Here is a 26,193-nt window from a genome sequence, read left to right on the forward strand (position 1 = left end):
AATGGGGTTTGGCGCCTTTTGGGCGCCACCCATTACAATCACTTTAAGACGACTTTTTGCAGCGCATCATTGTGGTGCGTTCTGACAAGGCGTTTTTTGAATGAGCTATTAAGACGCTATGGATTTAATCCGCAATTTTTCTATCATCGCCCACATTGATCACGGCAAATCTACGCTTGCAGATCGCATTATTCAGCTTTGTGGCGGTCTCTCAGATCGTGAAATGGAAGCCCAGGTTCTCGATTCGATGGATATCGAACGTGAGCGCGGCATCACTATTAAAGCCCAAACTGCAGCTTTAAATTACAAAGCTAAAGATGGCAAGATCTATAACCTGAATCTGATTGATACCCCGGGCCATGTGGATTTCTCATACGAAGTTAGCCGTTCCTTATCTGCTTGTGAAGGCGCTTTATTGGTAGTGGATGCCAGCCAAGGTGTCGAAGCGCAAACGGTAGCGAACTGCTATACCGCAATTGAACTAGGTGTTGAAGTAGTACCCGTTCTCAATAAGATTGATTTGCCCCAGGCTGATCCTGAGCGCGCTATTCAAGAAATTGAAGATGTGATTGGTATCGATGCAAAGGATGCGGCGACCTGTTCAGCAAAAACGGGTTTAGGTGTGCATGAAGTGATCGAAGAAATGATCCGTCGCGTACCTCCACCGAAAGGTGATGCGAGCGCCCCTCTGCAATGTCTCATTATCGATTCATGGTTTGATAATTATGTTGGTGTGGTGATGTTAGTGCGCGTTGTGAACGGCACACTCAAACCTAAAGATAAGATTACTTTGATGGCCAATGGCTCAAGCCACCTAGTTGAACATGTCGGCGTCTTTAGTCCGAAGTCAGTTGATCGCCCTGAGTTAAGTGCTGGCCAGGTGGGCTTCATCATTGCTGGTATTAAAGAATTAAAGGCTGCAAAAGTAGGTGATACCGTTACCCATACGACGGGTCAGCAAGGGCGCACTCCTGCTACAGCACCATTGCCTGGATTTAAAGAAGTGAAGTCTCAAGTGTTTGCCGGTTTGTATCCAGTTGAGGCGAGTGAGTACGATCAACTGCGTGAATCACTTGAGAAGTTAAAACTCAATGATGCATCTCTCTTATATGAGCCAGAGGTTTCTCAGGCTTTAGGTTTTGGATTCCGATGCGGCTTCCTGGGTCTGCTCCATATGGAGATCGTGCAAGAGCGCTTAGAGCGCCAGTACGGTATGAATCTGATTACTACGGCTCCAACCGTGGTGTATCAGGTGCAGCAATCGGATGGCACGATCTTGATGGTGGATAACCCATCGAAGATGCCTGAGACCAGCAAGGTCGACACCATCATGGAGCCGATTGTGACGGTGAATCTTTATATGCCTCAAGAGTATGTGGGTTCAGTAATCACCTTATGCGTTGGTAAGCGGGGTATTCAGACGGGGATGAACTATTTGGGCCGCCAAGTGCAGCTCACTTATGAATTGCCGATGGCAGAGATTGTGTTGGATTTCTTTGACAGGTTGAAGTCAATCTCTCGCGGCTATGCCTCTATGGATTATGAATTCAAGGAATATCGTCCCGCTGATGTAGTCAAGGTAGACATCTTGATTAACGGTGACCGGGTTGATGCCCTATCGGTGATTGTCCATAGGAGCAATAGTCAGCACCGTGGCCGTGAGGTAGTCTCCAAGATGCGCGGGATCATTCCGCGTCAAATGTTTGATGTAGCTATTCAGGCGGCTATTGGCAGTAATATTGTTGCCCGAGAAAACGTGAAAGCTTTACGTAAAAATGTGTTGGCTAAATGCTATGGTGGCGACATCTCTCGTAAGCGGAAGTTATTAGAGAAGCAAAAAGAAGGTAAGAAGCGCATGAAACAAGTGGGTAATGTGGAAATTCCACAAGAAGCTTTCTTGGCTATTTTGCAGGTGGAAGATTAATGAACTTCGCTCTGATTCTGCTGATCTTGGTCGTTCTGACAGGCATTGCCTGGGTTGCTGACAAGATGTACTTTGCCCCGCAAAGACGTCTGGCTGGTAACGATCGCATGCCTTTGTGGCTGGAATATACGGCCGGTTTCTTCCCGGTGATTTGTGCAGTATTTGTGTTGCGTTCTTTTATTGTTGAGCCTTTTAAGATCCCATCTGGCTCGATGATCCCCACTCTACAAATTGGTGATTTCATTTTGGTAAATAAATTTACCTATGGCATTCGTCTACCGGTGATCAATCAAAAAGTAGTTGATCTCGGCACCCCTCAGCGTGGCGATGTGGTGGTATTTCGTTACCCACGTGATGAGTCTGTCGATTACATCAAGCGTGTAGTAGCTCTGCCTGGTGATGTGATTACTTATCAAGACAAGCGCCTCACAGTGAATGGTCAGCCCTTGCAATATAGTGGGGGCGATTCCTATCTTGATCCGGAGAATATGCGCTATGCCAAGCGCTTTACAGAAGCTTTCCCTGCGGATTTGGGTGGTAATCGTCATGAGATCTTGAATGATCCTGATCGTCCTGCAACAGTATTTCCGACAGAGCGTTTTCCAGGCTCAGACTTCTGCCAGTACCAGCAAACTGGTCTCACTTGTAAGGTTCCACCAGGACACTACTTTGCGATGGGCGATAACCGTGATAACAGTGCCGACTCTCGCTATTGGGGTTTTGTGCCCGATAAGAATATTGTGGGCAAAGCCTTCTTTGTCTGGTTGAACTTGGGTAACTTAGGTCGCATTGGCGGCTTTGAGTAAGAGATCATGAACGCGCGCGCCGTTATCGAAACCGCACCATTGCAAGAGCATCTTGGCTATACCTTTAAGAAGCCTGAGCTTTTGAATCAAGCCTTGACTCACCGCAGTCATAGCAAAAAGAATAACGAGCGCTTGGAGTTCTTAGGCGACTCCATTCTCAATTGCGTAGTAGCTGATTTACTTTACGAGCGTTATTCCGATTTAGATGAGGGCGATCTTTCTCGTGTGCGCGCTAATCTCGTGAAGCAACAGGCTTTATATGAGATTGCGCAAACTTTGTCTCTCTCTGACTATCTCCGTTTGGGCGAGGGTGAGCTCAAGAGTGGTGGCTTTCGCCGCCCTTCAATCCTGGCGGATACTTTAGAGGCAGTTACTGGCGCAATCTTTTTAGATGGCGGATTTGATGCAGCAAAAATATGCTTGCGCAAACTCTATTCTGCAATCCTGGCACAAGTTGATCCAAAAACTTTAGGTAAAGACGATAAAACACTCTTGCAAGAATGTTTGCAAAGCTATCAATTACCTTTGCCGACTTATAACGTTACTGGCACCACTGGCGCAGCGCATAACCAGCAATTTGAAGTGGAATGCTTGATTCCGAGTTTGAAAGTTTCGGTTAAAGGTGAGGGCGCCTCACGCCGAGCTGCAGAGCAATCTGCTGCTAAGACTGCTTTACTAGCAGTGCTCAAAGCATTGCCACAAGAGTCTCGTAAACCCAAGAAAACCCGGTCGGCTAAGAAAAAAGCAGCCAAAAAAGAAGTGACCGAAGAGCAGTTAAATCTTAAGCTGAAGGGCTAATCGTGTTTAGATGCGGCACTATCGCCATTGTTGGGCGTCCCAATATGGGCAAATCAACACTGCTAAATGCCTTGGTTGGTCAAAAGATCAGCATTACCTCTCGTAAGGCGCAAACCACTCGTCATCGTATTTTGGGGATTCAGAATCGTGAAGAGGCGCAATTTATTTTTATTGATACGCCAGGCTTTCAGACGCGTTTGATGAATACGCTGAACAAAGCACTAAACCGCACAGTGACAACTGCTCTACAAGACGTTAATGTCGCTTGCTTTGTAGTTGAGGCGGGTTATTTTGGTGAAGATGATAAGAAAGTTTTAAAACTACTGCCTGAGGATTTGCCGGTAGTACTGGTTCTCAATAAGCTCGATCTTTTTAATAGTCGTTTTCAGACCCCTTCCGAACGCGATCAGGCATTACTTAATTTTATAAAAGACATGGCGCGACCATGGAGCGAGCTGGGCGGCCACGAAGATCAGAAGTGTGAGTTTGCAGAAATTGTGCCGATGAGCGCTAAAAGTCCTGGTGACGTACAAAGACTCTTAGATGTATTAGAGGGTTATCTGCCTGAAGCAGAGGCTGTCTACGATGGCGACACCATCACCGACCGTAGTGAGCGCTTTCTTGCTGCTGAAATTCTGCGAGAGAAGGTCTTTCGTTTTACAGGCGAAGAGTTGCCTTACACCTCTACAGTGGTAATTGATCAATTCAAGATGGATGGCAAGATGCGCCGCATTGCTGCAACCATTTTGGTGGATCGCGATAGCCATAAAGCCATGATTATTGGTCAAAAAGGCGAGCGTCTTAAAAAGATCTCCACGGATGCGCGGATTGATATGGAAAAGCTCTTTGACGGCAAGGTCTTTTTAGAGACTTGGGTCAAGGTGAAGCGTGGTTGGGCAGATGATCGCGCTGAATTGCGGGCGCAGGGTCTGGAATAAGTTCTCATGGCCTCGATTCGCGTTGCTGACGAGCCTGCTTTTGTATTGCATAGCATTCCCTATAAAGAGACAAGCTTAATTCTGGATGTTTTTACTCGGCAGTATGGCCGTATGGCCTTGATTGCTAAAGGTGCAAAGCGTCCACACTCTACATTACGTCCTGTGCTACAACGTTTTCAACCGCTACTAGTTTCTTGGAGCGGTAAGTCAGAGTTGCGCACTCTTACAAAATCCGAGTGGGTAGGTGGTATGCCTTCCTTAGTTGGCGATGCACTACTTTGTGGTTTCTATCTCAATGAGCTGCTAGTCAAGTTCTTGGCGCGTGAAGACGATTACGAAAAACTCTACGATCGCTATACAGAGACCATTAATTCCTTATCGAACCTGGAATTTGAATCCAAAGGCCTAGAAGAAATTCTGCGCCCATTTGAGTTATCACTCTTGCAGGAGACGGGCTATGCAGCCGCCTTGGACCGCTGTGTTGAGACTAACGAGTTCCCAGATGCTAAGACTCAGTATGTCTATCAGCCTGAACGCGGTGTTCGCCCGGCGCAAGGCGATGATCCCGGACATTGGCCAGTGTTGACTGGTAAATCACTGCTTGCAATTGCAGCCGGGGATTTTTCAGACCCAGAAACCTTGTCTGAGAGTAAGCAGTTGATGCGTTTCCTGCTTGGCTTGCACTTACAAGATCAGGTTTTGACCACTAGACAAATTCTGATTGATCTCAAAAAAATCTAGTAATCTACAGTTATGACAACCCAAGCACTAGAACTCGGCATCAATATCGATCACGTCGCTACCTTGCGCAATGCCCGTGGGACAGTCTATCCAGATCCGATTAAGGCTGCAATGCTCGCAGAGGACGCAGGCGCTGATTTAATTACTCTGCATTTGCGCGAAGATCGTCGACATATTAAAGACGCTGATTTACTGGCATTACGCCCGCTCATTAAAACGCGGATGAACCTCGAGTGTGCAGTGACTCCTGAAATGCTGAATATCGCTTGTCAGGTAAAACCACACGATGTGTGCTTGGTGCCTGAGAAGCGTGAAGAAGTTACAACTGAAGGCGGATTGGATGTTATCGGCCACTTTTCTTCCGTCAAAGCAGCCACTAAGCAATTGCAAGATGCGGGTATTCGGGTATCGCTGTTCATTGATCCTGAAGAAAAGCAATTACAAGCTGCAAAAGATACTGGCGCTACAGTGGTGGAGTTGCATACTGGACGTTATGCGGATTTATCTGGTTCAGATCAGGCAAAAGAGTTGGAGCGTATTCGTAAAGCGGCTCAGTTTGGAAAGAGCATTGGCTTGAGAGTGAATGCTGGTCATGGTTTGCATGAAGGTAACGTTATGCCCATTGCTGCTATCGCCGAATTATCTGAACTCAATATAGGTCATGCCATTGTTGCTGAGGCAGTATTTAAGGGCTGGCAAAAAGCAATTATCGATATGAAGACTCTGATGACTCAGGGTCGAAAAAACGCATAAAGCAAACACTACAAATGATCATTGGTATTGGTACAGATATCCTACAGATTGAGCGCTTACAAGCTGCTTATGACCGGACCAATGGGCGCTTAGCCGAGAGAATTTTAGGCCCTGATGAGATGTTAGTCTTTAAACATCGCCTTGCTAGAAATCACAAGCGGGGTATTGCGTTCTTAGCAACCCGCTTTGCTGCTAAAGAAGCATTCTCCAAAGCAATTGGTTTAGGAATGCGTATGCCGATGACATGGCGTTCATTACAAACCTTAAATGAGCCTAGTGGAAAGCCGGTAACTTCATATTTAGGCGCACTCGCCAAATTTATGGAAGAAAAAAATTGGGTAGCACACGTTACCGTGAGTGATGAGCAAGATATGGCAATTGCTCATGTCATCGTCACTCAAAAATAATCGTCAGAAATACAGAATTGATCAAGAGGAAGAGATGAGTAAAGCCACCATGAACCCAGGACCAGTGACATTGGATGTGCTTGGCCAGGCCTTAAATGCCGAAGATCGTCGTCGTATCCTAGATCCCCTAACTGGCGGCGTCATCTTGTTTGGTAGAAACTTTGCCAACCGTCAACAACTCACCAAACTCACCGCTGATATTAAAAAGTTACGTCCTGATGTATTGATCTCCATTGATCATGAGGGTGGTCGGGTGCAGCGCTGCAAAACAGATGGCTTTACCCATCTTCCAGCAATGCGTAAGTTGGGTGAGTTCTGGTGTGTCAAGAGTAATTCGACCCATACTGCCGAGTCTGCTGCGCTGGCTATGGCGGCGGCAACAGCTTGTGGCTATATCCTAGCTACTGAATTACGCGCTTGCGGTGTGGACTTTAGTTTTACACCAGTGCTTGATCTGGATTTTGGTCGTAGCGGGGTCATTGGCGATCGTTCCTTTAGTCGCGACCCGCAAATGGTGTTTGCCTTGGCAAAAAGCTTGAACGAAGGTTTGCGCTTAGCGGATATGGCCAACTGTGGTAAACATTTTCCGGGTCATGGTTGGGCAGAAGCTGATTCTCATGTAGCAATTCCTGTGGATGAACGTTCTCTATCTGAAATTCTGAATAATGATGCCAAGCCATATGAGTGGTTAGATCTCAGTTTGACAGCAGTGATGCCGGCTCATGTGATTTATCCGAAGGTAGATAGCAATCCCGCAGGCTTTTCTAAGATTTGGTTGCACTCTATCTTGCGTCAAGAGTTAGGGTTTGAGGGTGTAATCTTTAGCGATGACCTCTCAATGGAGGGAGCGAGTGTTGCTGGCTCTGTAGTGAAGGGCGCTGAGTTGGCCCTAGAGGCTGGTTGTGACGCTGTTCTAATTTGTAATCGTCCGGACTTAGCCGATCAATTACTTGCAAAGCTCAAAGTTACCAAGACCAAGCAAGCAGAATCTACTAAGCGTCTAAATCGCTTGATGCCAAAGTCAGCTGCTTTATCCTGGGATGAGCTACAAGGTGAAGCGCAGTATCAACATGCTAAAGGTCTTCTCAAGCAGATGAATTTGATTCATTAAATCCTTGTACATTCTTTGTAACTCTCTCCCATTCGGAGAGGACATGTTGCTTAATGCTATCTCCTTGGGCTCGCGCACAGAAAATCGTTTCTACATTGACGGGCTGATATATCTTCTGTAGTCTCAGTGAATCACCCTCTGTCGAGAAGTTGGGCATCCAAGATCCCCAGAAAAATCCGATACTTTCTAGCTCTAGATAGGCATTTGCGGCAGCTTCTTGCTCGATAGGGATGTCTAAATAAATAGAGGCTAGATTGAGAGCCTCCAACTCCCTGAGCTCATGCTTAACAGCAGGAATTAAGTCATCGCCAATACGATCTATAGAAATATTTGCAGTTTGAATGCTGGAGTTAATGACAGTATGAAAGGTGGTATTTCTGTTCGCCGTTTTTTTGGTAACGACGATATTGCGCTGTAGATTTAAGTCTTCAGCTAAAGCCTTTGCATGCTCAGTATGTTGGGAGGGTATAAAAATAGTGTGCGGACGATCATGTAATGGCAGGTAAAAAGCCAATAAAGACATTCGCGTGTCTGGATGATTTTCCAAGCCTTTCATGGAAATAGTCGCAGGCGTATCCCCAATAAACAATCCAGTCTCTTTTGCATTGAATGCAATCATTTCATGCTGACTATAAACATGATTAGTCACACATTCAGTCCAAAATCCAGGTAAAGCTAGCTCATTGGCTATATCAATTCTCTTTTTTTGCCATGGATTCTGCAATATGGTGTCCCCTGAAATTGGGATCAACCATCATCTTTCCAGCTTCTGGAGAGACGTTGTGAGCTCCATCAAACGTAAGCGCACAGTGTCCGATGATTTTCCCGTTATTCAATTTTGCAACCACCGAGTGCATCAGCTTTTTCTGGATAACTTCCTCTAGTCGTTCCACGTCATACATCAAGGTATTGGGGTAGCTTTCGCCATAGCAGTTACGAACACAGTCAATTAACTGGGGTAGATCAGCCAGCTCTAGGCGAGTAATTGCTACGGAAAGATTGTCATTCATAGTCTATCTATTATGGGGGGAAATTTAGAAATAAAAAAGCCCGGCGAATCGGGCTTTTGTGTGTTGAGCAAGATACTCAGTATTTAATTAGTTAGCGCGGCTTCGGTATTCACCAGTACGAGTATCGATCTCGATCTTGTCGCCAGTATTGCAGAACAAAGGAACTTGCAATTCATAGCCAGTAGCTAGTTTTGCGTTCTTCAAGACTTTACCGGAGCTAGTGTCACCTTTTACTGCTGGCTCTGTATAAATGATTTCGCGAACGAGTGAGTTTGGCATTGCGACTGAAAGCGCCTTGCCTTCGTAGAACACTACTTCACAAGGCATGCTTTCTTCGAGGTAATTCAATGCATCACCCATGAATTCAGCTTCAACTTCGTATTGGTTGTAGTCACCATCCATGAATACATACATAGGATCAGCGAAGTAAGAGTAGGTGCAATCTTTTTTCTCGAGGATCACAACATCAAACTTGTCATCGGCCTTGTAAACACCTTCATTTGGTGCGCTGGTTAACAAGTTCTTAAATTTCATTTTCACAACGGATGAGTTGCGGCCTGAGCGGCTGTATTCTGCTTTTAAAACGACCATGGCATCGGTGCCGATCATGACTACGTTACCAACGCGGAGTTCTTGTGCTGTTTTCATCTTGCTATTCCTGGGTGCAGAGCTATTTTTCTGCGGTTTTTATCAAAAACAAGATTGTAACCGCCCGCAGGCCTTTACTGCAGGGCTTAGGCTATAAAGCGCACTAGGCGCGCGGCTAGACCACCATCCCCCTGTGTTTTGAGGATATGGCTACGCCAAGCCTTGGAGTGGCTATCCCATGTTTCTAGTGATTTAAGCCACTCACTGGGCATGGCCCAGGTCATGGCAGCAATAGTCGCCAATCTGAGTTCTTGACTAGCATTCTCTAGGTATAAATCTAAGAAAGCGGCTAATTTAACCTCATGGGCCCGATCCTCTTGAGGATAGATATGCCAAATAAATGGTTTGCCCGCTAGTTGAGCGCGAACAAATGAATCTTCACCGCGAACAATATTGAAATCACACTGCGATAACACCCAGTCATATTCATCTTGCGACACAAACGGCATGGAAAGAAGTTGTATGTTTGAGGGTAGCGCTATGGTTTTTTCACTACAGAGGTTGAGAAGCTCAGCATGGCCATGAGTTAATAGCACATCGACACTCTCATCAATGCTAGCCAAGTCCTCAAGCCATTTGCGCAAAGGGGCTCCAGGGTAGCAAAAAACACTAATCCGTTTTGCTCCAGATCTAAGTTTTAACCAGATGGACTTTAGGCTCTGGGGAACAAGATGAGCAACTTGCCCTCCTTCTAAAGGAATCGGATCCAACAGTAAACCACCAGTATCTTCCTGAAATCCTGGGAAGAAAAAATACTTAGGAATACCGTGAGATTGTGGCGATGCTTTTGCATGAAATTCTGCGACCCATGGTTCAGCACTGAGATACTCTAAATTAATGATGATCGGTTTGATTGGGGCAATAAACAGTCCAGCCAAATAACGTTCTGGTAAATCACAGCCAAAGGCTTCAATCACCACATCTGGTGTTTCAACGGGGTGACGGGCATTGCTATAGCTAGCCTCCCAGGGTTGGATATCAATTTTGTGTCCCAGCGCTTCATCGCTGCCAGAAGCGAGTAAATTAAGAGTTGGTAAGTCATCACAGAAAATACGGACTTGTTGGCCATGAAGACTTGATAAGCTTCGGGCTAGACGCCAGCAAACACCAGCATCACCATAGTTATCTACGATTTGGCAGAAAATATCCCAACGCATGAGTAATTCTTCTTTTGAAAACCTTCAGCAAGACGTTAAACGGCTACCCGGATTGCCGGGGGTGTATCGCTTCTTTGATGAAGCGGGGCATATTCTGTATGTTGGCAAAGCACGTAACCTCAAAAAACGCGTCTCCAGTTATTTTCAAAGCAAACAACTTTCACCGCGCATAGCACTCATGGTGGGCAAAATTGCCCGCTACGAAACAACAGTAACACGGTCCGAAACCGAAGCCCTCATTCTAGAGAACAATCTGATTAAAGAGTTGGCTCCGCCATTCAATATTTTGTTCAGAGATGATAAGTCTTACCCCTATGTAATGTTGACGGGCCATCAGTTCCCAAGGTTGGCATCTTATCGAGGTAGGGTGGATAAGCGTAATCATTATTTTGGACCGTTTCCGAATTCTTGGGCGGTGCGTAATAGTGTGCAGATTTTGCAAAAGGTATTTCGTCTACGTACCTGTGAAGACTCTGTATTTAAAAATCGAAGTCGGCCATGTTTACTGCATCAAATTCATCGCTGTAGCGCCCCTTGTGTTGGTAGGCTCAGCGTAGAGCAGTATGGCCAAGATGTGGCTCAGGCAACGCGCTTTCTGGAGGGTGATCATAGTCGTGTACTGTCAGAGCTCGAAAAAGAAATGCATGTCCATAGTGAAGCCATGGAATTTGAAATGGCGGCAGTACTACGTGATCGTATTACTGATCTTTCAAGTGTTTTACAGCAGCAATCTATGGATACTGTCGCCGAAGGTGAGGGAGATGTAGATGTGATTGCTGTCGCGCAAATGGAGGGAATGGTTTGTGTGAACCTGGCAATGATCCGTGGCGGACGTCACCTGGGTGATAGGGCTTACTTCCCTAAGGGATTGCGGACTACCTCGGGCGAGCTTCCATCACCCCCAGAAATTCTGGAAGCTTTTATTGCACAACATTATTTAGAAGAAAAGATTGATGAGTCAGTATCTGGTGCAGCAACGAATTTAATTCCGCCAGTCTTAGTTCTAAATTATGCCTTGCAATCCATTAGTGACGATGTCTCTGAGTTAAGTGATAAACCACCTGAGGATTTGCACGATTTACTCAATACGCAAGCTGGCAGAAAAATTACCTTCTTGCATCAGCCGCAAGGTCAGCGTCGTCATTGGCTGGCAATGGCTGAAGGTAATGCCAAGATCGCTTTAACGAAGCGTTTAGTAGAGACTGGTGGTCAATTAGCAAGAGCACGTGCTTTGGCAGATATTTTGGCGCTTGATTTAGAAACTCTTGAGCAATTGCGTATCGAGTGTTTTGATATTAGCCATACCTCTGGTGAGGCCACTCAAGCTTCGTGCGTTGTGTATGCCAAGAATACAATGCAATCGAGCGAATATCGCCGCTTCAATATCAATGACATTACGCCGGGTGATGACTACGCAGCAATGCGCCAGGTACTGCAAAGACGCTATGCAAATTTCCAAGAGCTTCCTGTAGACAAAATTCCACAAGTGATTTTGATTGATGGCGGCAAAGGGCAAGTGGAGATGGCAAGACAAGTTCTGACTGAATTCGGCATGGATGTGGGCCTGATTGTTGGCGTAGCTAAAGGCGAAGGTCGTAAAGTTGGCCTTGAGACACTGATCTTTGCTGATGGACGCCCGGCCTTGGAGCTTGGTATTGATAGTGCTGCATTATTGTTAGTTGCCCAGATTCGTGACGAGGCTCATCGTTTCGCAATTACAGGCATGCGTGCAAAACGAGCCAAGGCAAGAACCGTATCCCGTTTGGAAGAAATCGAAGGTATTGGCGCTAAAAGACGTCAAAAGCTATTAGCCCGCTTTGGCGGCCTAAAGGGTGTTGCCAATGCCAGTATTGAAGAGATAGCAAGTGTAGAAGGGGTATCACTCACTCTTGCTGAGCAGATTTATCGTCAACTGCATTAGTAAATTAGTCTCTCACTTGGTTTATGCTTGACGTATGCCGTTTAATCTTCCTATTGCCCTAACCTGGTTACGTGTTGCAGCAATTCCATTGCTGGTGGCAATCTTTTATTTGCCTGGTGCCTGGTTAACCCCGTTTGAGAAGAATGTCATTGCAACCATCATCTTTGTATTTGCTGCGCTCACAGATTGGTTAGATGGATTTTTAGCCAGACGCATGCATCAAGAATCTGCTTTTGGACAATTTCTTGATCCAGTGGCGGATAAACTCATTGTGGCAGCTGCACTATTAGTCCTGCTGAATATGGATCGCGTTCAAGTATGGGTTGCTCTCATCATCATTGGCCGAGAAATTACGATCTCTGCTTTGCGAGAGTGGATGGCTTTATTGGGTGCCGGCAAAAGCGTTGCTGTGCACATGGTTGGAAAATTAAAAACAACCGCACAGTTGGTCGCAATTCCATTTTTGCTGCTGAATGACACTTTATTTGGATGGCTAGATTGCGCCAGAATCGGCACTTGGCTAATTTGGGTGGCTTCATTTTTAACGCTTTGGTCCATGTTCTATTACATGAAAAAGGCCTTGCCGCAATTGGCAGGCAAAATTGATTAAATCTCAAAAAGCCCAGCTAGATAAGGTTTTAGAGCGTATTTGAATAAGGTTGTTTTTGGCTTTCAAGGCCAATAATGCTTTCTCTAGGATTGTTTGTTAAACTACTGCCCTGTTATGCGGGAATAGCTCAGCTGGTAGAGCGATACCTTGCCAAGGTATAGGTCGGGAGTTCGAACCTCCTTTCCCGCTCCAAGTTCGATGGGAAGCCCTCAAAAGCTTCCCATTTTTGATTTGAGTATCTGTGGCGCGTTGGCCGAGTGGTTAGGCAGGAGCCTGCAAAGCTTCGTACGGGGGTTCGATTCCCTCACGCGCCTCCAGTAATTTCGCTTGACGAAATGGGGACATCCCCTAAAATACTTTCCAGTAATGTAAGCAATACTCATTAACTACATAAAGCGAAAAATGATCAATATTCATACCCTTAAAGTCGGAACACTCGCATTGTTCTTATCTGCTTTATTGGGCGCATGTGCCAGCTCTGGAGACTCTCCTACTGGGACTGCTAATGAGGTTCAGGAAATTCAGACTCAGCTGCTAGGCGATATGCCATTGCCAGCCGCCTCAAAAATTATTGGCGCAGATTCCTTAATCATTGGTCGTGGTGATAACTGGGTAGGCCGTGTAGTGTTGTCTGGTGTTCAAACACCAACAGATATTTATGCTTTCTTTCAGTCTGAGTATCCACGTGCAGGATGGACGACTGTCAGTGCAGTGAAATCTAAAACCAGTATTTTGGTTTTCACAAAAGGTGATCGTACGGCTACAGTTGAATTAAATGAGGGCTCATTGACTGGACCAAAAACGATTATTACTATTACCTCCTCGCCAAAGAATGCAAACGTCGTTGCACCAAGCCGCAAGTAATCAATTAGTCGCCGATTAAAAAAGGCCTCCACTGGAGGCCTTTTGCTTTATGTGGGTTGGCTTACAACCCTCCGGCCCGAATGAGACCAACAGCTTGGCCTTCAATAGCAAAGTTGGGCTGACGTCCATCTACCAGAATGTTCTTGAAGTCTGGATTCTCGGCTTGTAATTCAATCACCATGCCATTCGCTGTTTTCTTTTGTTGCCAGCGCTTTACGGTCACCTCATCATCGAGACGAGCAACCACGATATCGCCATTGCGAACCTCTGTTGTTTTGCGAACAGCTAAATAGTCGCCATCCAAAATTCCAGCATCACGCATGCTCATGCCAACCACTTTTAATAAGTAGTCAGCACCTTTACTAAATAAGCTCGGATCAATAGGAACTTGTTTTTCAATATGTTCTACAGCCATGATTGGCGAACCAGCAGCAACACGTCCAATGAGCGGAAGAGTGAGTTGTTGTAATGCGCCCGATGGTAATGACATCTGACGATATTTATTGGTGTGATGCGTTTGATTAAAACGCTGTGGAATACGAATGCCACGAGAAGTACCAGGCGTTAGTTCGATGTAACCTTTTTTCGCTAATGCACGAAGGTGCTCTTCAGCGGCATTAGCAGATGCAAAGCCGAGTTGAGTAGCAATTTCTGCGCGAGTAGGTGGTGAACCACTCTCATCGATGGCCTTGGTGATTAATTCCAAAATCTCATTCTGGCGTGAAGTGAGCTTGGGGAGGGCAGTCAGCTCCTCTGGAAAATCGACTGTATTTATGTCCATACTGGGATTGTATACAGCACTATTTGATAATTCAAGCACTTTTGCTGGGGGGATAATGGAAGAATGAGCTCCAAACTAAATTCGCTGGAAAAATCACCCCATATCTTGGTTTTGGGAATGGGCGGCACCATTGCTGGTTTAGCCCCAAATCCAGCCGATCAGCCATTGCAATATCAGGCTGGACAGCTGAAGGTGGAGTCTTTACTGACCCATATCGAATCTGCGGTTCCAAAGAGTCTCAAGCTTATATCCGAGCAAGTAGCCAATATCAACAGCCGGAACCTGACGGAGGGCTTATTAAGTAATCTTGGCGAGGTTGTTAGGGCTTCCCTTGCTAATACCGAGGTTCTGGGGTTAGTGATTACTCATGGAACCGATACGATTGAAGAGACAGGCGTCTTTTTACAGCTTACCTGCGGTAATTATGCTCAAATTTTAGGCAAACGGGTGATCTTAACCGGCGCTATGTTGCCATCAAACGCATCTCAAGCAGATGGCCCCTCTAACCTATTGGATGCCATTCGCTGGGCATCAACCCCTTTGGATAATTGCCCTGGTGGTATTTATGCAGTGATGGATGGTAGAGGCTGCATGGCGATGGATTTGGCTAAACGACATGGCACAGCTTTGAACGCACCGATTCAAGCCTCTCCTAGTAGCTCGGTTGGCTTATTTAATCCCTCATGGCTTTGGGGTGTGAAGGCTAAACAGGCAGCCTGGACTGAAGATTTGCCTATCCCTAAGGGCGATGAATGGCCTTGGGTGGAGATCTTGACGAGCCATGCGGGTGCACGTTCTGAGACGATTAATATCTGGCTTAATTCTAGGGTCAAGGGATTAGTCCTCGCTGGATCAGGAATGGGTGGCTTGCATGATGCCTGGAAGGATTCTCTGGTAGCAGCTGTAAAACAGGGTGTTGCGCTCGTGAGAACCACTCGAACCGGAGCTGGAGCTACCTTGAGTGATATTCCCGAAAAAGATCTAGACGGATGCTTGGCATCCGGTACTCTTTCTGCCCCCAGAGCCAGAATTGCGCTTCAATTAGCTCTGAATGCTGAAAAACAGGCTCAATTAACTGGTAAATCCCTGACTTGGCAGGATTTTTTTGCTAGAATAGCGGTCTTGCCTGAGTTTAGGTAAGCGCTAAAAAGCGGCATTAAAAGTGTTGTAGCAGTACCTACAATTTGTTACTACCTTGTCACACTGGCGCTAACTTTAAAAACCATCGAAAGTTAGCAAGACGCCCAGGTGACTTTATCCTTAAGGAGTGTTAGATGCGTCATTATGAAATCGTCTTTATCGTCCATCCGGACCAAAGCGAGCAAGTGCCTGCGATGATCGATCGCTACAAAGCTACATTAGCAGCTGCGGGCGGCAAAATCCATCGTATGGAAGATTGGGGTCGTCGTCAGATGGCTTACATGATCGACAAACTTGCTAAAGCCCATTACGTTTGCATGAACATTGAGTGCGACCAGAAAACTCTGGAAGAGCTCGAGCATGCGTTCAAATTTAACGATGCTGTTTTGCGACACCTCATCATCAAGACTAAGAAAGCTGAAACAGAGCCTTCCATCATGATGAAAGAAGTGCAACGTGAAGAAGCGCGCAAATCAGCTCAAACCGAAGCTCCTGTAGCGGCGGAATAAGTTAGAAATTTGAAGAGGAATACACAGACTAGAAAACGTATCAGAGAAGCGGAGCGGCGTTGAATCATTTCACCCTCACTGCAATCTTGGTATCTAAAGACGCGATTCGATTTACACCAGCAGGAATACCGGTGATGCATTGCCAGCTAGAACATAGCGGCCAGGCAAACGAGGTAGGAGTGGCAAGGAAAATTCAGATGAGTGTTGAAGCCATAGCAATTGGTCCGATACAAAAGGATCTAGAGCAAATGGATTTAGGAACTGAGGCAGTGTTTGAAGGGTTCTTAGCACCGAAGACTCTACGTAATCAAAGACTGGTTTTCCATATTAACCATATTCAATTGAAAAATTAAAGAGGAAATCATCATGGCGTTTGGAAAGAAACCCGATTTCAAAAAGAAACCAGCTCAGAACCCATTGTTCAAGCGTAAGCGTTATTGCCGTTTCACAGTTGGTGGCGTTGAGCAAATCGACTATAAAGATGTAGATACATTGAAGGACTTCATTGGCGAGAACGCCAAGATCACTCCTGCTCGTTTGACAGGCACAAAAGCAAAATATCAGCGTCAGTTAGATACTGCTATTAAGCGTGCTCGTTTCTTGGCTTTATTGCCATTCTCCGATCAACATAAGAAATAATTGGGAGCCCTCAATGCAAATCATTCTTTTAGAAAAAGTAACAAACTTGGGCAACCTCGGCGACGTAGTACGCGTTAAAGACGGTTTTGCTCGTAACTTCTTAATCCCACAACGTAAAGCGCGTCGTGCAACTGAAGCAGCTATTGCTGACTTTGCGGTTCGTCGCGCTGAGTTGGAAAAATTAGCCGCTGAGAAATTGGCTGCTGCACAAGCGGTTGGTACAAAGCTTAAGGACTTGGTTCTTGAAATCGGTCAAAAAGCAGGTGTTGACGGTCGTTTGTTTGGTTCCGTAACCAACCACGATATTGCTGATGCTCTCAAGGCTAAGGGATTTGCGATTGAGAAGTCTTCAATTCGTATGCCTACTGGCCCGTTGAAAATGGTTGGTGATCATCCTGTAGCGGTTGCGGTTCATACCGATGTAGTGACTGATATCACCATTCGTGTAGTCGGCGAGCAAGCTTAAGTTTTAAATCTGTAAACTAGCCTCATGGCTGAATCCCGTTCACGTTCCGTTACGCTGAATCCCGGCATGATGGGTTCTGGGGATGCAGTCGTGCAGGCTTTAAAAGTTCCGCCGCATTCTGTAGAAGCCGAGCAATCATTGCTCGGTGGTCTACTAATTGATAACACCGCCTGGGACCGTCTAGGTGGCGTGTTAACCGATAAAGATTTCTATCGTCCCGAACATGCTTTGATCTACAAGGTCGTTGCACGTTTAGTTGGCGACAATCACCCTGCAGACGTCATTACTGTTCATGATGCAATTAAATCTGAGCAGGGTGGTGATTTAGTGAGCGTTGATTACCTCAACTCATTAGCCCAAAATACTCCTAGTGCTGCGAATATCAAAGGTTATGCCGATATTGTTCGTGATCGCAGTATTTTGCGCCGCTTGATTGAAGTTTCAGACAATATTGTTAACTCAGCTTTTGTTCCAGAAGGTCGTTCCGTTAGAACGCTTCTGGATGAAGCAGAGTCTCGTATCTTGCAAATTGGTGAAGAGGGTAGTCGCAAAGCAGATTACCTCGAGATCGAACCACTCTTGCGTTCAGTTGTTGCTCGTATTGATGAGTTGTACAACCGCCAAGGCGGCAGCGATATCACTGGTATTGCCACAGGGTTCATTGATCTAGATAAGCAAACGAGCGGACTGCAAAAAGGTGATTTAGTGATTGTTGCTGGTCGTCCCTCAATGGGTAAGGCGCAACCACTAGATGCAAAAGTGAAAACGGTGGATGGTTGGAAGTTGATGGGCGATTTGCGTTTTGGCGATCGTCTCGCTTCTGTAGATGGCCAGCATTCCATGGTGACAGGTATTTACCCGCAGGGCATTAAGCAGATATACGAAGTTACTTTTTCTGATGGTCGTGTTGCTGAGTGTTGCGATGAGCACCTATGGCGTGTGATGTATCGAGATTGGTCTGAGCCACGCGTTATCAATACTGTTCGCTTAATGGAAATGCTGCAGTGTGTTCGGTATAAGAATAGATTATGGATAGACCCTGTCTCAGGTGATTTTGGTCACTCGAATGAATTGCCGATTCATCCGTGGGTTTTAGGAGCATTGCTAGGTGATGGCACTCTAGCGCTATCCCATGGTTCAGTTATGTTTTCAACTAAGTCACCTGAACTTGTAGAGCGCATGAATTTGCTTGCGAACTATGAGATGGAGCTGGTTCATGCAAATGCGTACGACTGGAGATTAGTCTCTAAAGCCAGAATCGCTGTAAATGGAGAGCGTCAAGCAGTTCCAGAGAATTATTTTAGGTCTGCGCTACAAGATATAGGTGTTCTGGGTTGCAGAAGTTTTGATAAATTTATTCCCGCTACTTATCTTGAGGCCAATAAGAATTCTCGTCTCGCATTGTTCCAAGGCCTGATGGACACTGATGGTTGGATTGAAAAGTGGGGTTCCATTCGCTATTGCACTGTCAGCAAACAATTGTCTGAAGACGTTGCATCTTTAGCTAGATCATTGGGTGGTTTTTGCTCAATAGCGCATAAACAGTCTAGCTACACCTATAAGGGCGAAAAGAAGCAAGGCCGTTTATGTTATGTTTTGAATATGAGCTTTAGTTCAGGATTTGAAGCTTTCACTTTGCCTGAAAAGAAAGAAAGATTAAGGTTAAGCTGGGATCGACAACGTAGATTGACCTTCAAAAGCATTGAGCCATCTAGAATTGCTCAAGCTCAATGTATCTCAGTAAGTCATCCCGATAGAACCTATGTTACTAATGATTACGTTGTGACTCATAACACTGCATTCGCCCTAAATATTGCTGAAAATGTAGCGCTTGCAGAAGGCTTACCAGTCGTAGTGTTCTCTATGGAGATGTCAGGCGAGCAATTGGCGTCACGTCTTCTGGGTTCAGTAGGGCGCGTTGATCAATCTCGTATGCGTACTGGCAAGTTGCAAGATGATGAGTGGCCACGTGTTACTGATGCCATTGCCCGTTTAAGCAATACCCAGATTTTGATTGATGAGACTGGTTCTTTATCCAGTTTAGAGTTGCGCGCACGCGCACGTCGTATCGCCAGAAACTTTGGCGGCACTCTTGGTTTGGTGGTGATTGACTACTTGCAGTTGATGAGCGGCTCTGGTTCAGAGAATCGGGCAACGGAGATTTCTGAGATCTCTCGCTCCCTCAAATCTCTCGCAAAAGAATTGCAGTGCCCAGTCGTTGCACTCTCACAGTTAAATCGTGGTCTTGAGCAGCGTCCTAATAAACGTCCTATCATGTCTGACTTACGTGAGTCAGGCGCGATCGAGCAAGATGCTGACTTAATCATGTTTATCTATCGTGATGAGGTATATCACCCGGATACGACAACTGATAAGGGTATGGCTGAGATCATTATCGGTAAGCAGCGTAATGGCCCAATTGGTACAGTGAGATTAAGTTGGCAAGGTCCGTATACCAAGTTCGATAATTTGGCGATGGGCTCAATTGGATACTCTTCTGGTGGATATGAGCCGTTCTAAGTAAAAATTAAGTAGCCAGTGGCTAACAACTAAAAGATAAAAAAGCCTCGCGATGCGAGGCTTTTTACTGACCATATATTTAACTGATCAATGTAATTTTATTTGCCACCCATACATTTTTTAATGGACGCATCTTTAGCTGCACCATACAAAGGCTTACCATCTTTGCTGACTGCTTTAGCTTCGCAATCATTTGGCTTCGCATCGCCCATGCATTTTTTAATTGAGGCGTCTTTAGCTGCCCCATAAAGTGGCTTGCCTTCCTTGCTAACTGCTTTAGCTTCACAAGCGGCTTGATCTGCAAATGCATAAGAAGGAAGTACAAAACTTAGCGCAATACTTAAGGCAATGATAATTTTTTTCATATGAATTCTCCTGGTTGATGTAATTACTATAGCTTCTAATTAAGCTTAAAACGATTATTAATGAATAATTCTAGTTAGGTATTAGCCCTAAGGTTAATTGATATTACCTATAAGGATAATTATCACTACTACCTTATTGCCCTTAATTATTTGCGCGCCAATGCCCATTCTTAAAATTCGTATTTATTTTTTAAGCTTTATTATTCTTGGTTTTATTGTGTCAAATCTAGTATTTGCGCAACCAGCCGGGTGCCCATCGGGATTTATTGGCGGCAATCAAACGGTAAATTGCAGTTCTGCCTCAACTGTGGGATCGCCTCAATCTTCGTCAACAGCCATTAGTACGCCGATAAATGTTTCGGGCACTACTAACGATAACAATACTGTAACAATTACCCAATACACAACGATACAGTTATCAGGTTCCCCAGTTGGTTTGGCTAGTGGCAATACTGTCACAAATTACGGAACGTTAAACTCTAATAGCTTTACAAATGGGTATGGCATATCTTTTGGCGCAAACGGTCGCTCAAGTACTGGTGGTAATACGGTAATTAATGAGTTAACTGGTGAAATTATTACTCGAGGCACTAATGCAAATGGTATTTATGTGGCACCAACCAACAGTGGTTCAACTGGAAATACAATAACAAATATAGGATCCGTAACTACGTATGGTAATTCTGCAGCTGCAATTAGTCTTATGTCAGGATCAACAGGCTCTTCAGTTGTTAATTCAATTGTAAATACTGGTTCTTTAACAACTTCTGGCTCTGGGAGTGCATATGGCATTGAATTTAGCTCGGTAGCTGGCACGAATACGGTGGATAACTCTGGAACTATCATTACTTCAGGAGGTGCCGCACATGCTATCAATATTACTAGCACTAGGAATGCTGTAGGCATTACTAATAGCGGAACAATTACAGCTTCAGGTGCCGGGGCAAATGGAGTGAATATTTCTGGTGCAGCAAGTATCACGAACTCTGGAACTATTGGCACCACTTCTGGGCTTGCTATTAATTTTGGGGGAGCATTACCTACGGGTACATTTAATACTCTCGTTATTAATAATGGCTCTGTAATTAATGGTGGCATTGCCTTTAATGTTGCCAGCACAAGAGAGACTCTAACATTTAACGGTTATTCTAATAGTGGCTTTAATAATGCAATCACCGGTTTAAATATTGTCAATTCAACTAATAGTTCAAGTGTTACGATGAATAGTTCAGAAGGATACGAACTAGTTTCTGGTCAAGTAGCTGTTGATGCAACATCGTCATTAACTATTAATGCAGTCGTAAAGGATCAAGTTTCTCCGGTTATAGCATCCAGCATTACAAAGACTGGCGATGGAGTTTTGACGCTATCTGGTGCCAATACTTACACAGGTGGCACCTCTATCATTGCTGGCAGCATTGCTGTAGGTAACAATGCTGCTCTAGGAACTGGTGACTTGGCAATGGCGGGAGGCACTATTCTTCAGGCTGCTTCAGCTGTCACCCTGGCTAATAATATTAGTGTTACGGGCCCGAGCACAATTAATACTAATAGTAATGATCTTGGATTAACAGGAAATATTTCGGGTACAGGTAGCGTAACAAAATCTGGTTTAGGTGTCTTGACCCTCTCAGGAGCCAATGCCTACACTGGCGGTACTACGGTATCTGCTGGCACCTTAGTCGGCAATACCACCAGCTTGCAAGGCGATATTCTTAATAATGCAGCGCTGCAGTTCAATCAAAGCACAAGCGGCTCATATTCGGGTGTTATGAGTGGAACGGGCACTCTAGATATTCTGGGCGGTGGCGTCGTAACGCTATCTGGCGAAAATACTTACTCAGGTCAAACAACGATTGGTATTGGTAGCGCATTGGCTTTGGCTAATTCGGGCTCAATTGCCAACTCAAGACCAGTGGTAAATAACGGTACCTTTGATATTCAACAAAAAACTACTAATACCAATCTAGCCGGAAATTATGTTCAATCAAGTACCGGTACATTAAAGATGGGGCTTACTACTTCCAATGTTGAAAAGTTAGTAATTACTGGAACGGCGAGTTTGTCGGGCAACTTATATGTGAACGCTACACCAGGCCGCTATAACGCAGGGCGATATACACTTATCACTACAGCACCATCAGGTCGGTCAGGCACATTTACGAGTTTTACTTCCGATTTTGATACAGCATTGTCCAATTATCGTTTGACTTACGATGGAAGTGATGTCTACCTTCTGCTGGATTCATCTTTTACTGAAGTGGATACTGCAAATACGGTTCAATCAGTACAAATTAATGCAGCTGGCTTAGCTAATATCTATAACCAACAAGTTGCCGCCTATCAGGTAGCTTTGACATATGACTGTAGTATTTATGATAAAAATAATCTTTGTATCAGTGTTGGTGGTCGTTACGCCTATGCAGGTCCATCGCCATCAGCTAATCAGCAAGCTGGTTTAGTGATTGTTGGCTATAAACCCTCTAAAAACTTTCGTATTGGAGCGTTTGCCGACCAGTCGATTAGCAATAGCATGCCCTCAGGATTTAGCCAAAGTAACGTAACTCCGATGTGGGGCCTTTTTGCGAAATGGTATATGAATCCAGATGAAACAGGACTTGGAATTCAGGCATCTGGCGTTGCTTCTTCAAGCACCTTAAATATCACTCGAACTCAGTTATCTAACACTGAAGCAGGCGCTGGCGCGACTCAATTTACTGGTCAGGGCTATCAATTGACTGCAAATTATCATCAACCGGTAACGGATTCTTTTTCAGTCTTGCCCTATGTTGGACTGCGATATACCCGAGTGAATACCAGTGCGTATACAGAAAATAGTAGCGCGAGTGTTACGCTGCCAATTTCATATAATTCAATGACACAAAACACCTTCTCCGCAATTGGCGGCATTGGATTTCGTGTTGGATTGGCAGAGAATCTCACTGGCACAGCTTCCATCGGAATTCAGCAGAACCTAAAATACTCAATGTCGAATTATCAAGCGACAAGCGCAATTGTTGGCCTCGAAAGTTTTAGTGTTGCCATGCCGGGCAATGTGAGCTCAATGGCAACAGCTACTGCCGGTCTGATATACGAGATTAATAAGCGTGAACGTTTGGGCTTAAATGTATTGTGGCAGCAGCAACCATTTATTGCCACCAATACAACTACGGCGCTGGCAACTTATACGATTGGCTTCTAATCTTATTAAGGCGCTATTCGACGTGCCTCAGTAAATTTAGCGGCCCAATAGGGCGAGGTAATGTAGTCTAGTCTTACCGTTCCACCCGCACTTGGGGCATGAACAAATCTGCCCTGCCCGACGTAGATCCCTGCATGGGAATATTTTTCACCAGTGGTATTGAAGAACACTAGGTCCCCTGGAGCAGGAGGTTGGCCTTCTATGCTTTTGCCTTTAGTGCTCATGAGTTGAATCGTGCGAGGTAATTTGACACCAGCCGCTTTGTTATAGACATAGACGATTAGGCCGCTGCAATCAAATCCACCTTTTGGGTTATTGCCACCGTAGCGATAGGGCACATCCACCAAACCAACTGCCGCAATAGAAATATCTTCCGTGCCTACGCTAGTATCTTGCTTAAATTGCGTCACTTTAGAGGTGCTGGATTTAGTGCCAAGGGTACTGCATCCAGTGATTGCTAAGACACAAATAAAAATGCCGCACCCAACAAGAGTGCGGCATGAGAGGGATTGCTTAGAGTGCGTCAGCAGCATGATCCGCAAGACGTGAACGCTCACCGCGTGCCAGGGTAACGTGGCCACCATGGCGCCAGCCTTTAAAACGATCAACGACATAGGTTAGACCAGATGAGCCTTCAGTTAAGTAAGGCGTATCAATCTGCGCAATATTACCCAAGCAAACAATTTTAGTTCCTGGGCCCGCACGAGTTACTAAGGTCTTCATTTGCTTTGGTGTTAAGTTCTGCGCTTCATCAATGATCACGAACTTACTAACAAAAGTTCTACCGCGCATAAAGTTCATGCTTTTCACTTTGATACGTGAGCGGATAAGTTCTTGAGTTGCTGCGCGACCCCATTCACCAGCATCATCATTACGTTGCAAAACTTCGAGGTTGTCATCAAATGCGCCCATCCATGGCTGCATCTTCTCTTCTTCAGTTCCTGGTAGGAAGCCAATGTCTTCACCAACAGGAACAGTGGCGCGGGTAATGATGATCTCGTTATAGCGCTTGCTATCAAGGACTTGTTCAAGGCCTGCTGCCAAAGCCAAGAGGGTCTTGCCAGTCCCCGCTTGACCCAATAGCGTGACAAAGTCGACATCTGGATTCATGAGCAAGTTCATTGCGAAGTTTTGCTCACGGTTACGTGCTGTTACGCTCCACACATTATTTTTCTGGTGTGAGAAATCCCGTAGAGTTTGTAAGAGGGCGGTTTTGCCATTGATTTCTCTGACGTGTGCATAAAAAGGTGTTGAACCGTCAGGATTCTCTTGATACACAAATTGATTGACCAACATGCTTGGCACAGCAGGGCCAGTGACTCTATAGAACATCGTGCCAGACTTAGAGTCTGACCAACTTTCCATATCCTTGCCATGCTTTGGCCAGAAGTCTGCAGATAAGGCCATAACTCCGGAATACATCAAGTCACGATCTTCTAATACTTGGTCATTGAAATAATCTTCGGCAGGCAAACCTAATGCACGTGCTTTGATGCGCATGTTGATGTCTTTGGATACCAGAACGACTTCTTGGCCATTGCGAGTCTTTTGTAGCTCGCTCACTACTGCCAAAATCATGTTGTCGCCCTTACCCTCAGGAAGACCTTCCGGCAATGCTTGGGTAGATAGCTTGGTTTGGAAGAAGAGGCGACCTGAAACATCTTGATTACCAAGCTTATTCAGTGGAATACCTTCATCTAAGGTGCCACTGGTACCGGCAACCAATTGATCTAAAGACCGGCTGACAGTACGAGCGTTACGGGCTACCTCAGTCATCCCTTTCTTATGGTTGTCCAGCTCTTCAAGCGTGGTCATTGGTAAGAAAAGATCATGTTCTGAGAAGCGGAATAAAGAGCTAGGATCATGCATGAGCACGTTCGTATCTAATACGAATAAGCTTGGAGGTCCAGTGCGAATGACACGCTTCGGTTTAGCTGGCGCAGCAGCCTTATGCTCATTCCGAGCAGGCACACGATCAGCTTTAATTTTCTCAAGGGCTAGCTCTGCTGCAGATAAATCCTCTTCTGCATCATTAGTCCAATTAGAGGCTTCCATCACTACTGGTTTTGCTGGTGCGGGACGTTTCTTTAAATCTGGAGTGTCTTTGCGGCTGAGTTTTACTTGATCAGCAATTTGAGTTGGGATGGGTGGCAGTGGCATGGACTCTCCTAAAAGAAAAAACCGCCAAGCGGAGTGCATTGACGGTTTATTACGAAACTAGTTGCAGCTGGGACTAAAAAACGGAGGGGGTTACTCTCCGAACCTGTTCTGAAATATTCAGGTTTCTGATTCAAACGGATTGTCAGACTTTCCCGTCGTTTACGGTGCATATGACTTTACTTTACCCCAAATTTTGGGGTTTGCAAGCACCTCAGAACAAATTTTTGCAAAAATTATTTAGTGGCTTGGGCTGCCTGTAATACCTCTGTCACATGGCCTGGTACCTTGAGGCCGCGCCACTCTTTAACAAGCTTGCCAGAGGAGTCAAATAGGAAGGTGCTGCGCTCAACGCCGCGGACTTGCTTGCCGTACATATTCTTCATTTTCATGACCCCAAAGATCTGACAGAGTTTTTCTTCAGTGTCGGCAACAAGCTCAAAAGGAAGTTGTAATTTGCTGCGGAAGTTGTCATGTGACTTGAGGCTATCTCGGGAAACCCCTACCACTAGAGTATTGGCTTTCGTGAATGCCTCAATATTGTCACGAAATTCACCGGACTCGGCTGTGCAGCCAGGAGTCATATCTTTTGGATAAAAGTAAAGAACCAACTTTTTACCTTCAGCTGAAACTGGAGAAAAGGTCAGCCCCGATGTTGCAGGAATAGCGCACTGAGGCATAGATTGACCGATAGCTACTGTCATGATGATCCTTTGTTATTGTCTC

Annotated in this window: 26 protein-coding genes, 2 tRNA genes and 1 pseudogene; 20 read left to right on the plus strand and 9 right to left on the minus strand. The window is 45.3% G+C overall.

Annotated elements, in window-relative coordinates:
* Positions 1 to 118 precede the first annotated feature (118 nt).
* From lepA to nagZ, 8 genes are read left to right on the plus strand one after another with little or no spacing between them, the layout of a single operon-like run.
* Complete coding sequence (lepA, locus tag B6A14_RS03655) at positions 119 to 1,924, plus strand: translation elongation factor 4 (RefSeq protein ID WP_087909102.1); 1,806 nt, start codon at positions 119 to 121, stop codon at positions 1,922 to 1,924.
* A complete protein-coding gene (gene lepB, locus B6A14_RS03660; RefSeq protein WP_087909103.1) occupies positions 1,924 to 2,730 on the plus strand; it encodes a signal peptidase I in 807 nt (268 codons plus the stop codon). Before lepA ends, lepB begins: the two co-directional genes overlap by 1 nt.
* Positions 2,731 to 2,736: 6 nt before the next feature.
* Positions 2,737 to 3,528 (plus strand): ribonuclease III, encoded by a 792-nt coding sequence (gene rnc, locus B6A14_RS03665; protein WP_087909104.1) that lies wholly within the window; start codon positions 2,737 to 2,739, stop codon positions 3,526 to 3,528.
* Positions 3,529 to 3,572: 44 nt separating this feature from the next.
* Positions 3,573 to 4,466: a GTPase Era gene (gene era, locus B6A14_RS03670; protein ID WP_236635658.1), complete on the plus strand. Its 894-nt coding sequence runs from the start codon at positions 3,573 to 3,575 to the stop codon at positions 4,464 to 4,466.
* Between the two features lie 6 nt (positions 4,467 to 4,472).
* Positions 4,473 to 5,207: a DNA repair protein RecO gene (recO, locus tag B6A14_RS03675; protein ID WP_087909106.1), complete on the plus strand. Its 735-nt coding sequence runs from the start codon at positions 4,473 to 4,475 to the stop codon at positions 5,205 to 5,207.
* 12 nt (positions 5,208 to 5,219) lie between these two features.
* On the plus strand, positions 5,220 to 5,960 hold the full coding sequence (gene pdxJ / locus B6A14_RS03680) for a pyridoxine 5'-phosphate synthase (RefSeq protein ID WP_087909107.1): 741 nt from the start codon (positions 5,220 to 5,222) through the stop codon (positions 5,958 to 5,960).
* A 14-nt stretch (positions 5,961 to 5,974) separates the two neighbouring features.
* A complete protein-coding gene (acpS, locus tag B6A14_RS03685) occupies positions 5,975 to 6,367 on the plus strand; it encodes a holo-ACP synthase (RefSeq protein WP_087909108.1) in 393 nt (130 codons plus the stop codon).
* Positions 6,368 to 6,401: 34 nt separating this feature from the next.
* A complete protein-coding gene (gene nagZ / locus B6A14_RS03690; RefSeq protein ID WP_087909202.1) occupies positions 6,402 to 7,478 on the plus strand; it encodes a beta-N-acetylhexosaminidase in 1,077 nt (358 codons plus the stop codon).
* On the opposite strand, the gene B6A14_RS03695 is transcribed toward nagZ, so the two are convergent.
* From B6A14_RS03695 to earP, 4 genes are all read right to left on the minus strand, one after another.
* Positions 7,453 to 8,127, minus strand: coding sequence for a hypothetical protein (locus B6A14_RS03695; RefSeq protein ID WP_129560405.1), 675 nt, complete (start codon positions 8,125 to 8,127; stop codon positions 7,453 to 7,455). The two genes, nagZ and B6A14_RS03695, sit on opposite strands and share 26 nt — an antisense overlap.
* A gap of 43 nt (positions 8,128 to 8,170) precedes the next feature.
* Positions 8,171 to 8,488: a GNAT family N-acetyltransferase gene (locus tag B6A14_RS03700; protein WP_087909110.1), complete on the minus strand. Its 318-nt coding sequence runs from the start codon at positions 8,486 to 8,488 to the stop codon at positions 8,171 to 8,173.
* An 87-nt stretch (positions 8,489 to 8,575) separates the two neighbouring features.
* Positions 8,576 to 9,136: an elongation factor P gene (efp, locus tag B6A14_RS03705; RefSeq protein ID WP_087909111.1), complete on the minus strand. Its 561-nt coding sequence runs from the start codon at positions 9,134 to 9,136 to the stop codon at positions 8,576 to 8,578.
* An 86-nt stretch (positions 9,137 to 9,222) separates the two neighbouring features.
* Positions 9,223 to 10,293 carry an elongation factor P maturation arginine rhamnosyltransferase EarP gene (earP, locus tag B6A14_RS03710; RefSeq protein WP_087909112.1) on the minus strand — a complete coding sequence of 357 codons (1,071 nt, stop codon included), beginning with the start codon at positions 10,291 to 10,293 and terminating at the stop codon, positions 9,223 to 9,225.
* On the opposite strand from earP, the gene uvrC reads away from it, so the two are divergent.
* The 5 genes from uvrC (at position 10,292) to B6A14_RS03735 (ending at position 13,688) form a co-directional block, all read left to right on the plus strand.
* Positions 10,292 to 12,214 carry an excinuclease ABC subunit UvrC gene (gene uvrC / locus B6A14_RS03715; RefSeq protein ID WP_087909113.1) on the plus strand — a complete coding sequence of 641 codons (1,923 nt, stop codon included), beginning with the start codon at positions 10,292 to 10,294 and terminating at the stop codon, positions 12,212 to 12,214. The two genes, earP and uvrC, sit on opposite strands and share 2 nt — an antisense overlap.
* A 34-nt stretch (positions 12,215 to 12,248) precedes the next feature.
* A complete protein-coding gene (gene pgsA, locus B6A14_RS03720) occupies positions 12,249 to 12,824 on the plus strand; it encodes a CDP-diacylglycerol--glycerol-3-phosphate 3-phosphatidyltransferase (RefSeq protein WP_087909114.1) in 576 nt (191 codons plus the stop codon).
* A gap of 116 nt (positions 12,825 to 12,940) precedes the next feature.
* A tRNA-Gly gene (locus tag B6A14_RS03725) sits at positions 12,941 to 13,016 on the plus strand.
* A 51-nt stretch (positions 13,017 to 13,067) separates the two neighbouring features.
* Positions 13,068 to 13,141: transfer RNA gene (locus B6A14_RS03730), tRNA-Cys, on the plus strand.
* An 85-nt stretch (positions 13,142 to 13,226) separates the two neighbouring features.
* Positions 13,227 to 13,688, plus strand: a complete 462-nt coding sequence (locus B6A14_RS03735) for a hypothetical protein (RefSeq protein ID WP_087909115.1) — start codon at positions 13,227 to 13,229, stop codon at positions 13,686 to 13,688.
* Positions 13,689 to 13,749: 61 nt separating this feature from the next.
* Here B6A14_RS03735 and lexA read toward each other — a convergent pair whose 3' ends face one another.
* Positions 13,750 to 14,469, minus strand: coding sequence for a transcriptional repressor LexA (gene lexA, locus B6A14_RS03740; RefSeq protein WP_087909116.1), 720 nt, complete (start codon positions 14,467 to 14,469; stop codon positions 13,750 to 13,752).
* Positions 14,470 to 14,532: 63 nt separating this feature from the next.
* Between lexA and B6A14_RS03745 the strand changes: the two genes are divergently transcribed.
* The 6 genes from B6A14_RS03745 (at position 14,533) to dnaB (ending at position 19,743) form a co-directional block, all read left to right on the plus strand.
* Positions 14,533 to 15,609, plus strand: a complete 1,077-nt coding sequence (locus B6A14_RS03745) for an asparaginase (protein ID WP_087909117.1) — start codon at positions 14,533 to 14,535, stop codon at positions 15,607 to 15,609.
* 134 nt (positions 15,610 to 15,743) lie between these two features.
* On the plus strand, positions 15,744 to 16,118 hold the full coding sequence (rpsF, locus tag B6A14_RS03750; RefSeq protein WP_087909118.1) for a 30S ribosomal protein S6: 375 nt from the start codon (positions 15,744 to 15,746) through the stop codon (positions 16,116 to 16,118).
* Between the two features lie 59 nt (positions 16,119 to 16,177).
* On the plus strand, positions 16,178 to 16,471 hold the full coding sequence (gene priB / locus B6A14_RS03755; RefSeq protein ID WP_087909119.1) for a primosomal replication protein N: 294 nt from the start codon (positions 16,178 to 16,180) through the stop codon (positions 16,469 to 16,471).
* Positions 16,472 to 16,484: 13 nt separating this feature from the next.
* Entirely contained in the window at positions 16,485 to 16,757 is a 273-nt protein-coding gene (gene rpsR, locus B6A14_RS03760; RefSeq protein ID WP_028819198.1) for a 30S ribosomal protein S18, read from the plus strand.
* A gap of 13 nt (positions 16,758 to 16,770) precedes the next feature.
* Complete coding sequence (rplI, locus tag B6A14_RS03765) at positions 16,771 to 17,223, plus strand: 50S ribosomal protein L9 (protein ID WP_087909120.1); 453 nt, start codon at positions 16,771 to 16,773, stop codon at positions 17,221 to 17,223.
* Between the two features lie 69 nt (positions 17,224 to 17,292).
* On the plus strand, positions 17,293 to 19,743 hold the full coding sequence (gene dnaB / locus B6A14_RS03770; RefSeq protein ID WP_407947032.1) for a replicative DNA helicase: 2,451 nt from the start codon (positions 17,293 to 17,295) through the stop codon (positions 19,741 to 19,743).
* Between the two features lie 98 nt (positions 19,744 to 19,841).
* Here dnaB and B6A14_RS03775 read toward each other — a convergent pair whose 3' ends face one another.
* Complete coding sequence (locus B6A14_RS03775) at positions 19,842 to 20,108, minus strand: hypothetical protein (protein ID WP_087909122.1); 267 nt, start codon at positions 20,106 to 20,108, stop codon at positions 19,842 to 19,844.
* A 217-nt stretch (positions 20,109 to 20,325) separates the two neighbouring features.
* Between B6A14_RS03775 and B6A14_RS03780 the strand changes: the two genes are divergently transcribed.
* Positions 20,326 to 23,310 carry a beta strand repeat-containing protein gene (locus tag B6A14_RS03780; RefSeq protein WP_161491103.1) on the plus strand — a complete coding sequence of 995 codons (2,985 nt, stop codon included), beginning with the start codon at positions 20,326 to 20,328 and terminating at the stop codon, positions 23,308 to 23,310.
* An 8-nt stretch (positions 23,311 to 23,318) separates the two neighbouring features.
* Here B6A14_RS03780 and B6A14_RS03785 read toward each other — a convergent pair.
* The 3 genes and pseudogenes from B6A14_RS03785 to B6A14_RS03795 form a co-directional block, all read right to left on the minus strand.
* Positions 23,319 to 23,720 (minus strand): annotated as a pseudogene (locus B6A14_RS03785) (C40 family peptidase); the annotation flags it as partial.
* A gap of 103 nt (positions 23,721 to 23,823) precedes the next feature.
* On the minus strand, positions 23,824 to 25,470 hold the full coding sequence (locus B6A14_RS03790; RefSeq protein WP_087909125.1) for a PhoH family protein: 1,647 nt from the start codon (positions 25,468 to 25,470) through the stop codon (positions 23,824 to 23,826).
* 233 nt (positions 25,471 to 25,703) lie between these two features.
* Positions 25,704 to 26,171: a peroxiredoxin gene (locus tag B6A14_RS03795; RefSeq protein ID WP_087909126.1), complete on the minus strand. Its 468-nt coding sequence runs from the start codon at positions 26,169 to 26,171 to the stop codon at positions 25,704 to 25,706.
* Positions 26,172 to 26,193: the final 22 nt, after the last annotated feature.

The sequence above is a fragment of the Polynucleobacter hirudinilacicola genome, from assembly GCF_002192535.1.
Taxonomy (GTDB): Bacteria; Pseudomonadota; Gammaproteobacteria; order Burkholderiales; family Burkholderiaceae; genus Polynucleobacter; species Polynucleobacter hirudinilacicola.

Coding starts and splice junctions, on each gene's coding strand:
- lepA (WP_087909102.1), top strand. CDS start 119: ATGGATTTAATCCGCAATTTTTCTATCATCGCCCACATTGATCACGGC.
- lepB (WP_087909103.1), top strand. CDS start 1,924: ATGAACTTCGCTCTGATTCTGCTGATCTTGGTCGTTCTGACAGGCATT.
- rnc (WP_087909104.1), top strand. CDS start 2,737: ATGAACGCGCGCGCCGTTATCGAAACCGCACCATTGCAAGAGCATCTT.
- era (WP_236635658.1), top strand. CDS start 3,573: ATGGGCAAATCAACACTGCTAAATGCCTTGGTTGGTCAAAAGATCAGC.
- recO (WP_087909106.1), top strand. CDS start 4,473: ATGGCCTCGATTCGCGTTGCTGACGAGCCTGCTTTTGTATTGCATAGC.
- pdxJ (WP_087909107.1), top strand. CDS start 5,220: ATGACAACCCAAGCACTAGAACTCGGCATCAATATCGATCACGTCGCT.
- acpS (WP_087909108.1), top strand. CDS start 5,975: ATGATCATTGGTATTGGTACAGATATCCTACAGATTGAGCGCTTACAA.
- nagZ (WP_087909202.1), top strand. CDS start 6,402: ATGAGTAAAGCCACCATGAACCCAGGACCAGTGACATTGGATGTGCTT.
- B6A14_RS03700 (WP_087909110.1), bottom strand. CDS start 8,488: ATGAATGACAATCTTTCCGTAGCAATTACTCGCCTAGAGCTGGCTGAT.
- efp (WP_087909111.1), bottom strand. CDS start 9,136: ATGAAAACAGCACAAGAACTCCGCGTTGGTAACGTAGTCATGATCGGC.
- uvrC (WP_087909113.1), top strand. CDS start 10,292: ATGAGTAATTCTTCTTTTGAAAACCTTCAGCAAGACGTTAAACGGCTA.
- earP (WP_087909112.1), bottom strand. CDS start 10,293: ATGCGTTGGGATATTTTCTGCCAAATCGTAGATAACTATGGTGATGCT.
- pgsA (WP_087909114.1), top strand. CDS start 12,249: ATGCCGTTTAATCTTCCTATTGCCCTAACCTGGTTACGTGTTGCAGCA.
- B6A14_RS03735 (WP_087909115.1), top strand. CDS start 13,227: ATGATCAATATTCATACCCTTAAAGTCGGAACACTCGCATTGTTCTTA.
- lexA (WP_087909116.1), bottom strand. CDS start 14,469: ATGGACATAAATACAGTCGATTTTCCAGAGGAGCTGACTGCCCTCCCC.
- B6A14_RS03745 (WP_087909117.1), top strand. CDS start 14,533: ATGAGCTCCAAACTAAATTCGCTGGAAAAATCACCCCATATCTTGGTT.
- rpsF (WP_087909118.1), top strand. CDS start 15,744: ATGCGTCATTATGAAATCGTCTTTATCGTCCATCCGGACCAAAGCGAG.
- rpsR (WP_028819198.1), top strand. CDS start 16,485: ATGGCGTTTGGAAAGAAACCCGATTTCAAAAAGAAACCAGCTCAGAAC.
- rplI (WP_087909120.1), top strand. CDS start 16,771: ATGCAAATCATTCTTTTAGAAAAAGTAACAAACTTGGGCAACCTCGGC.
- dnaB (WP_407947032.1), top strand. CDS start 17,293: ATGGGTTCTGGGGATGCAGTCGTGCAGGCTTTAAAAGTTCCGCCGCAT.
- B6A14_RS03775 (WP_087909122.1), bottom strand. CDS start 20,108: ATGAAAAAAATTATCATTGCCTTAAGTATTGCGCTAAGTTTTGTACTT.
- B6A14_RS03790 (WP_087909125.1), bottom strand. CDS start 25,470: ATGCCACTGCCACCCATCCCAACTCAAATTGCTGATCAAGTAAAACTC.
- B6A14_RS03795 (WP_087909126.1), bottom strand. CDS start 26,171: ATGACAGTAGCTATCGGTCAATCTATGCCTCAGTGCGCTATTCCTGCA.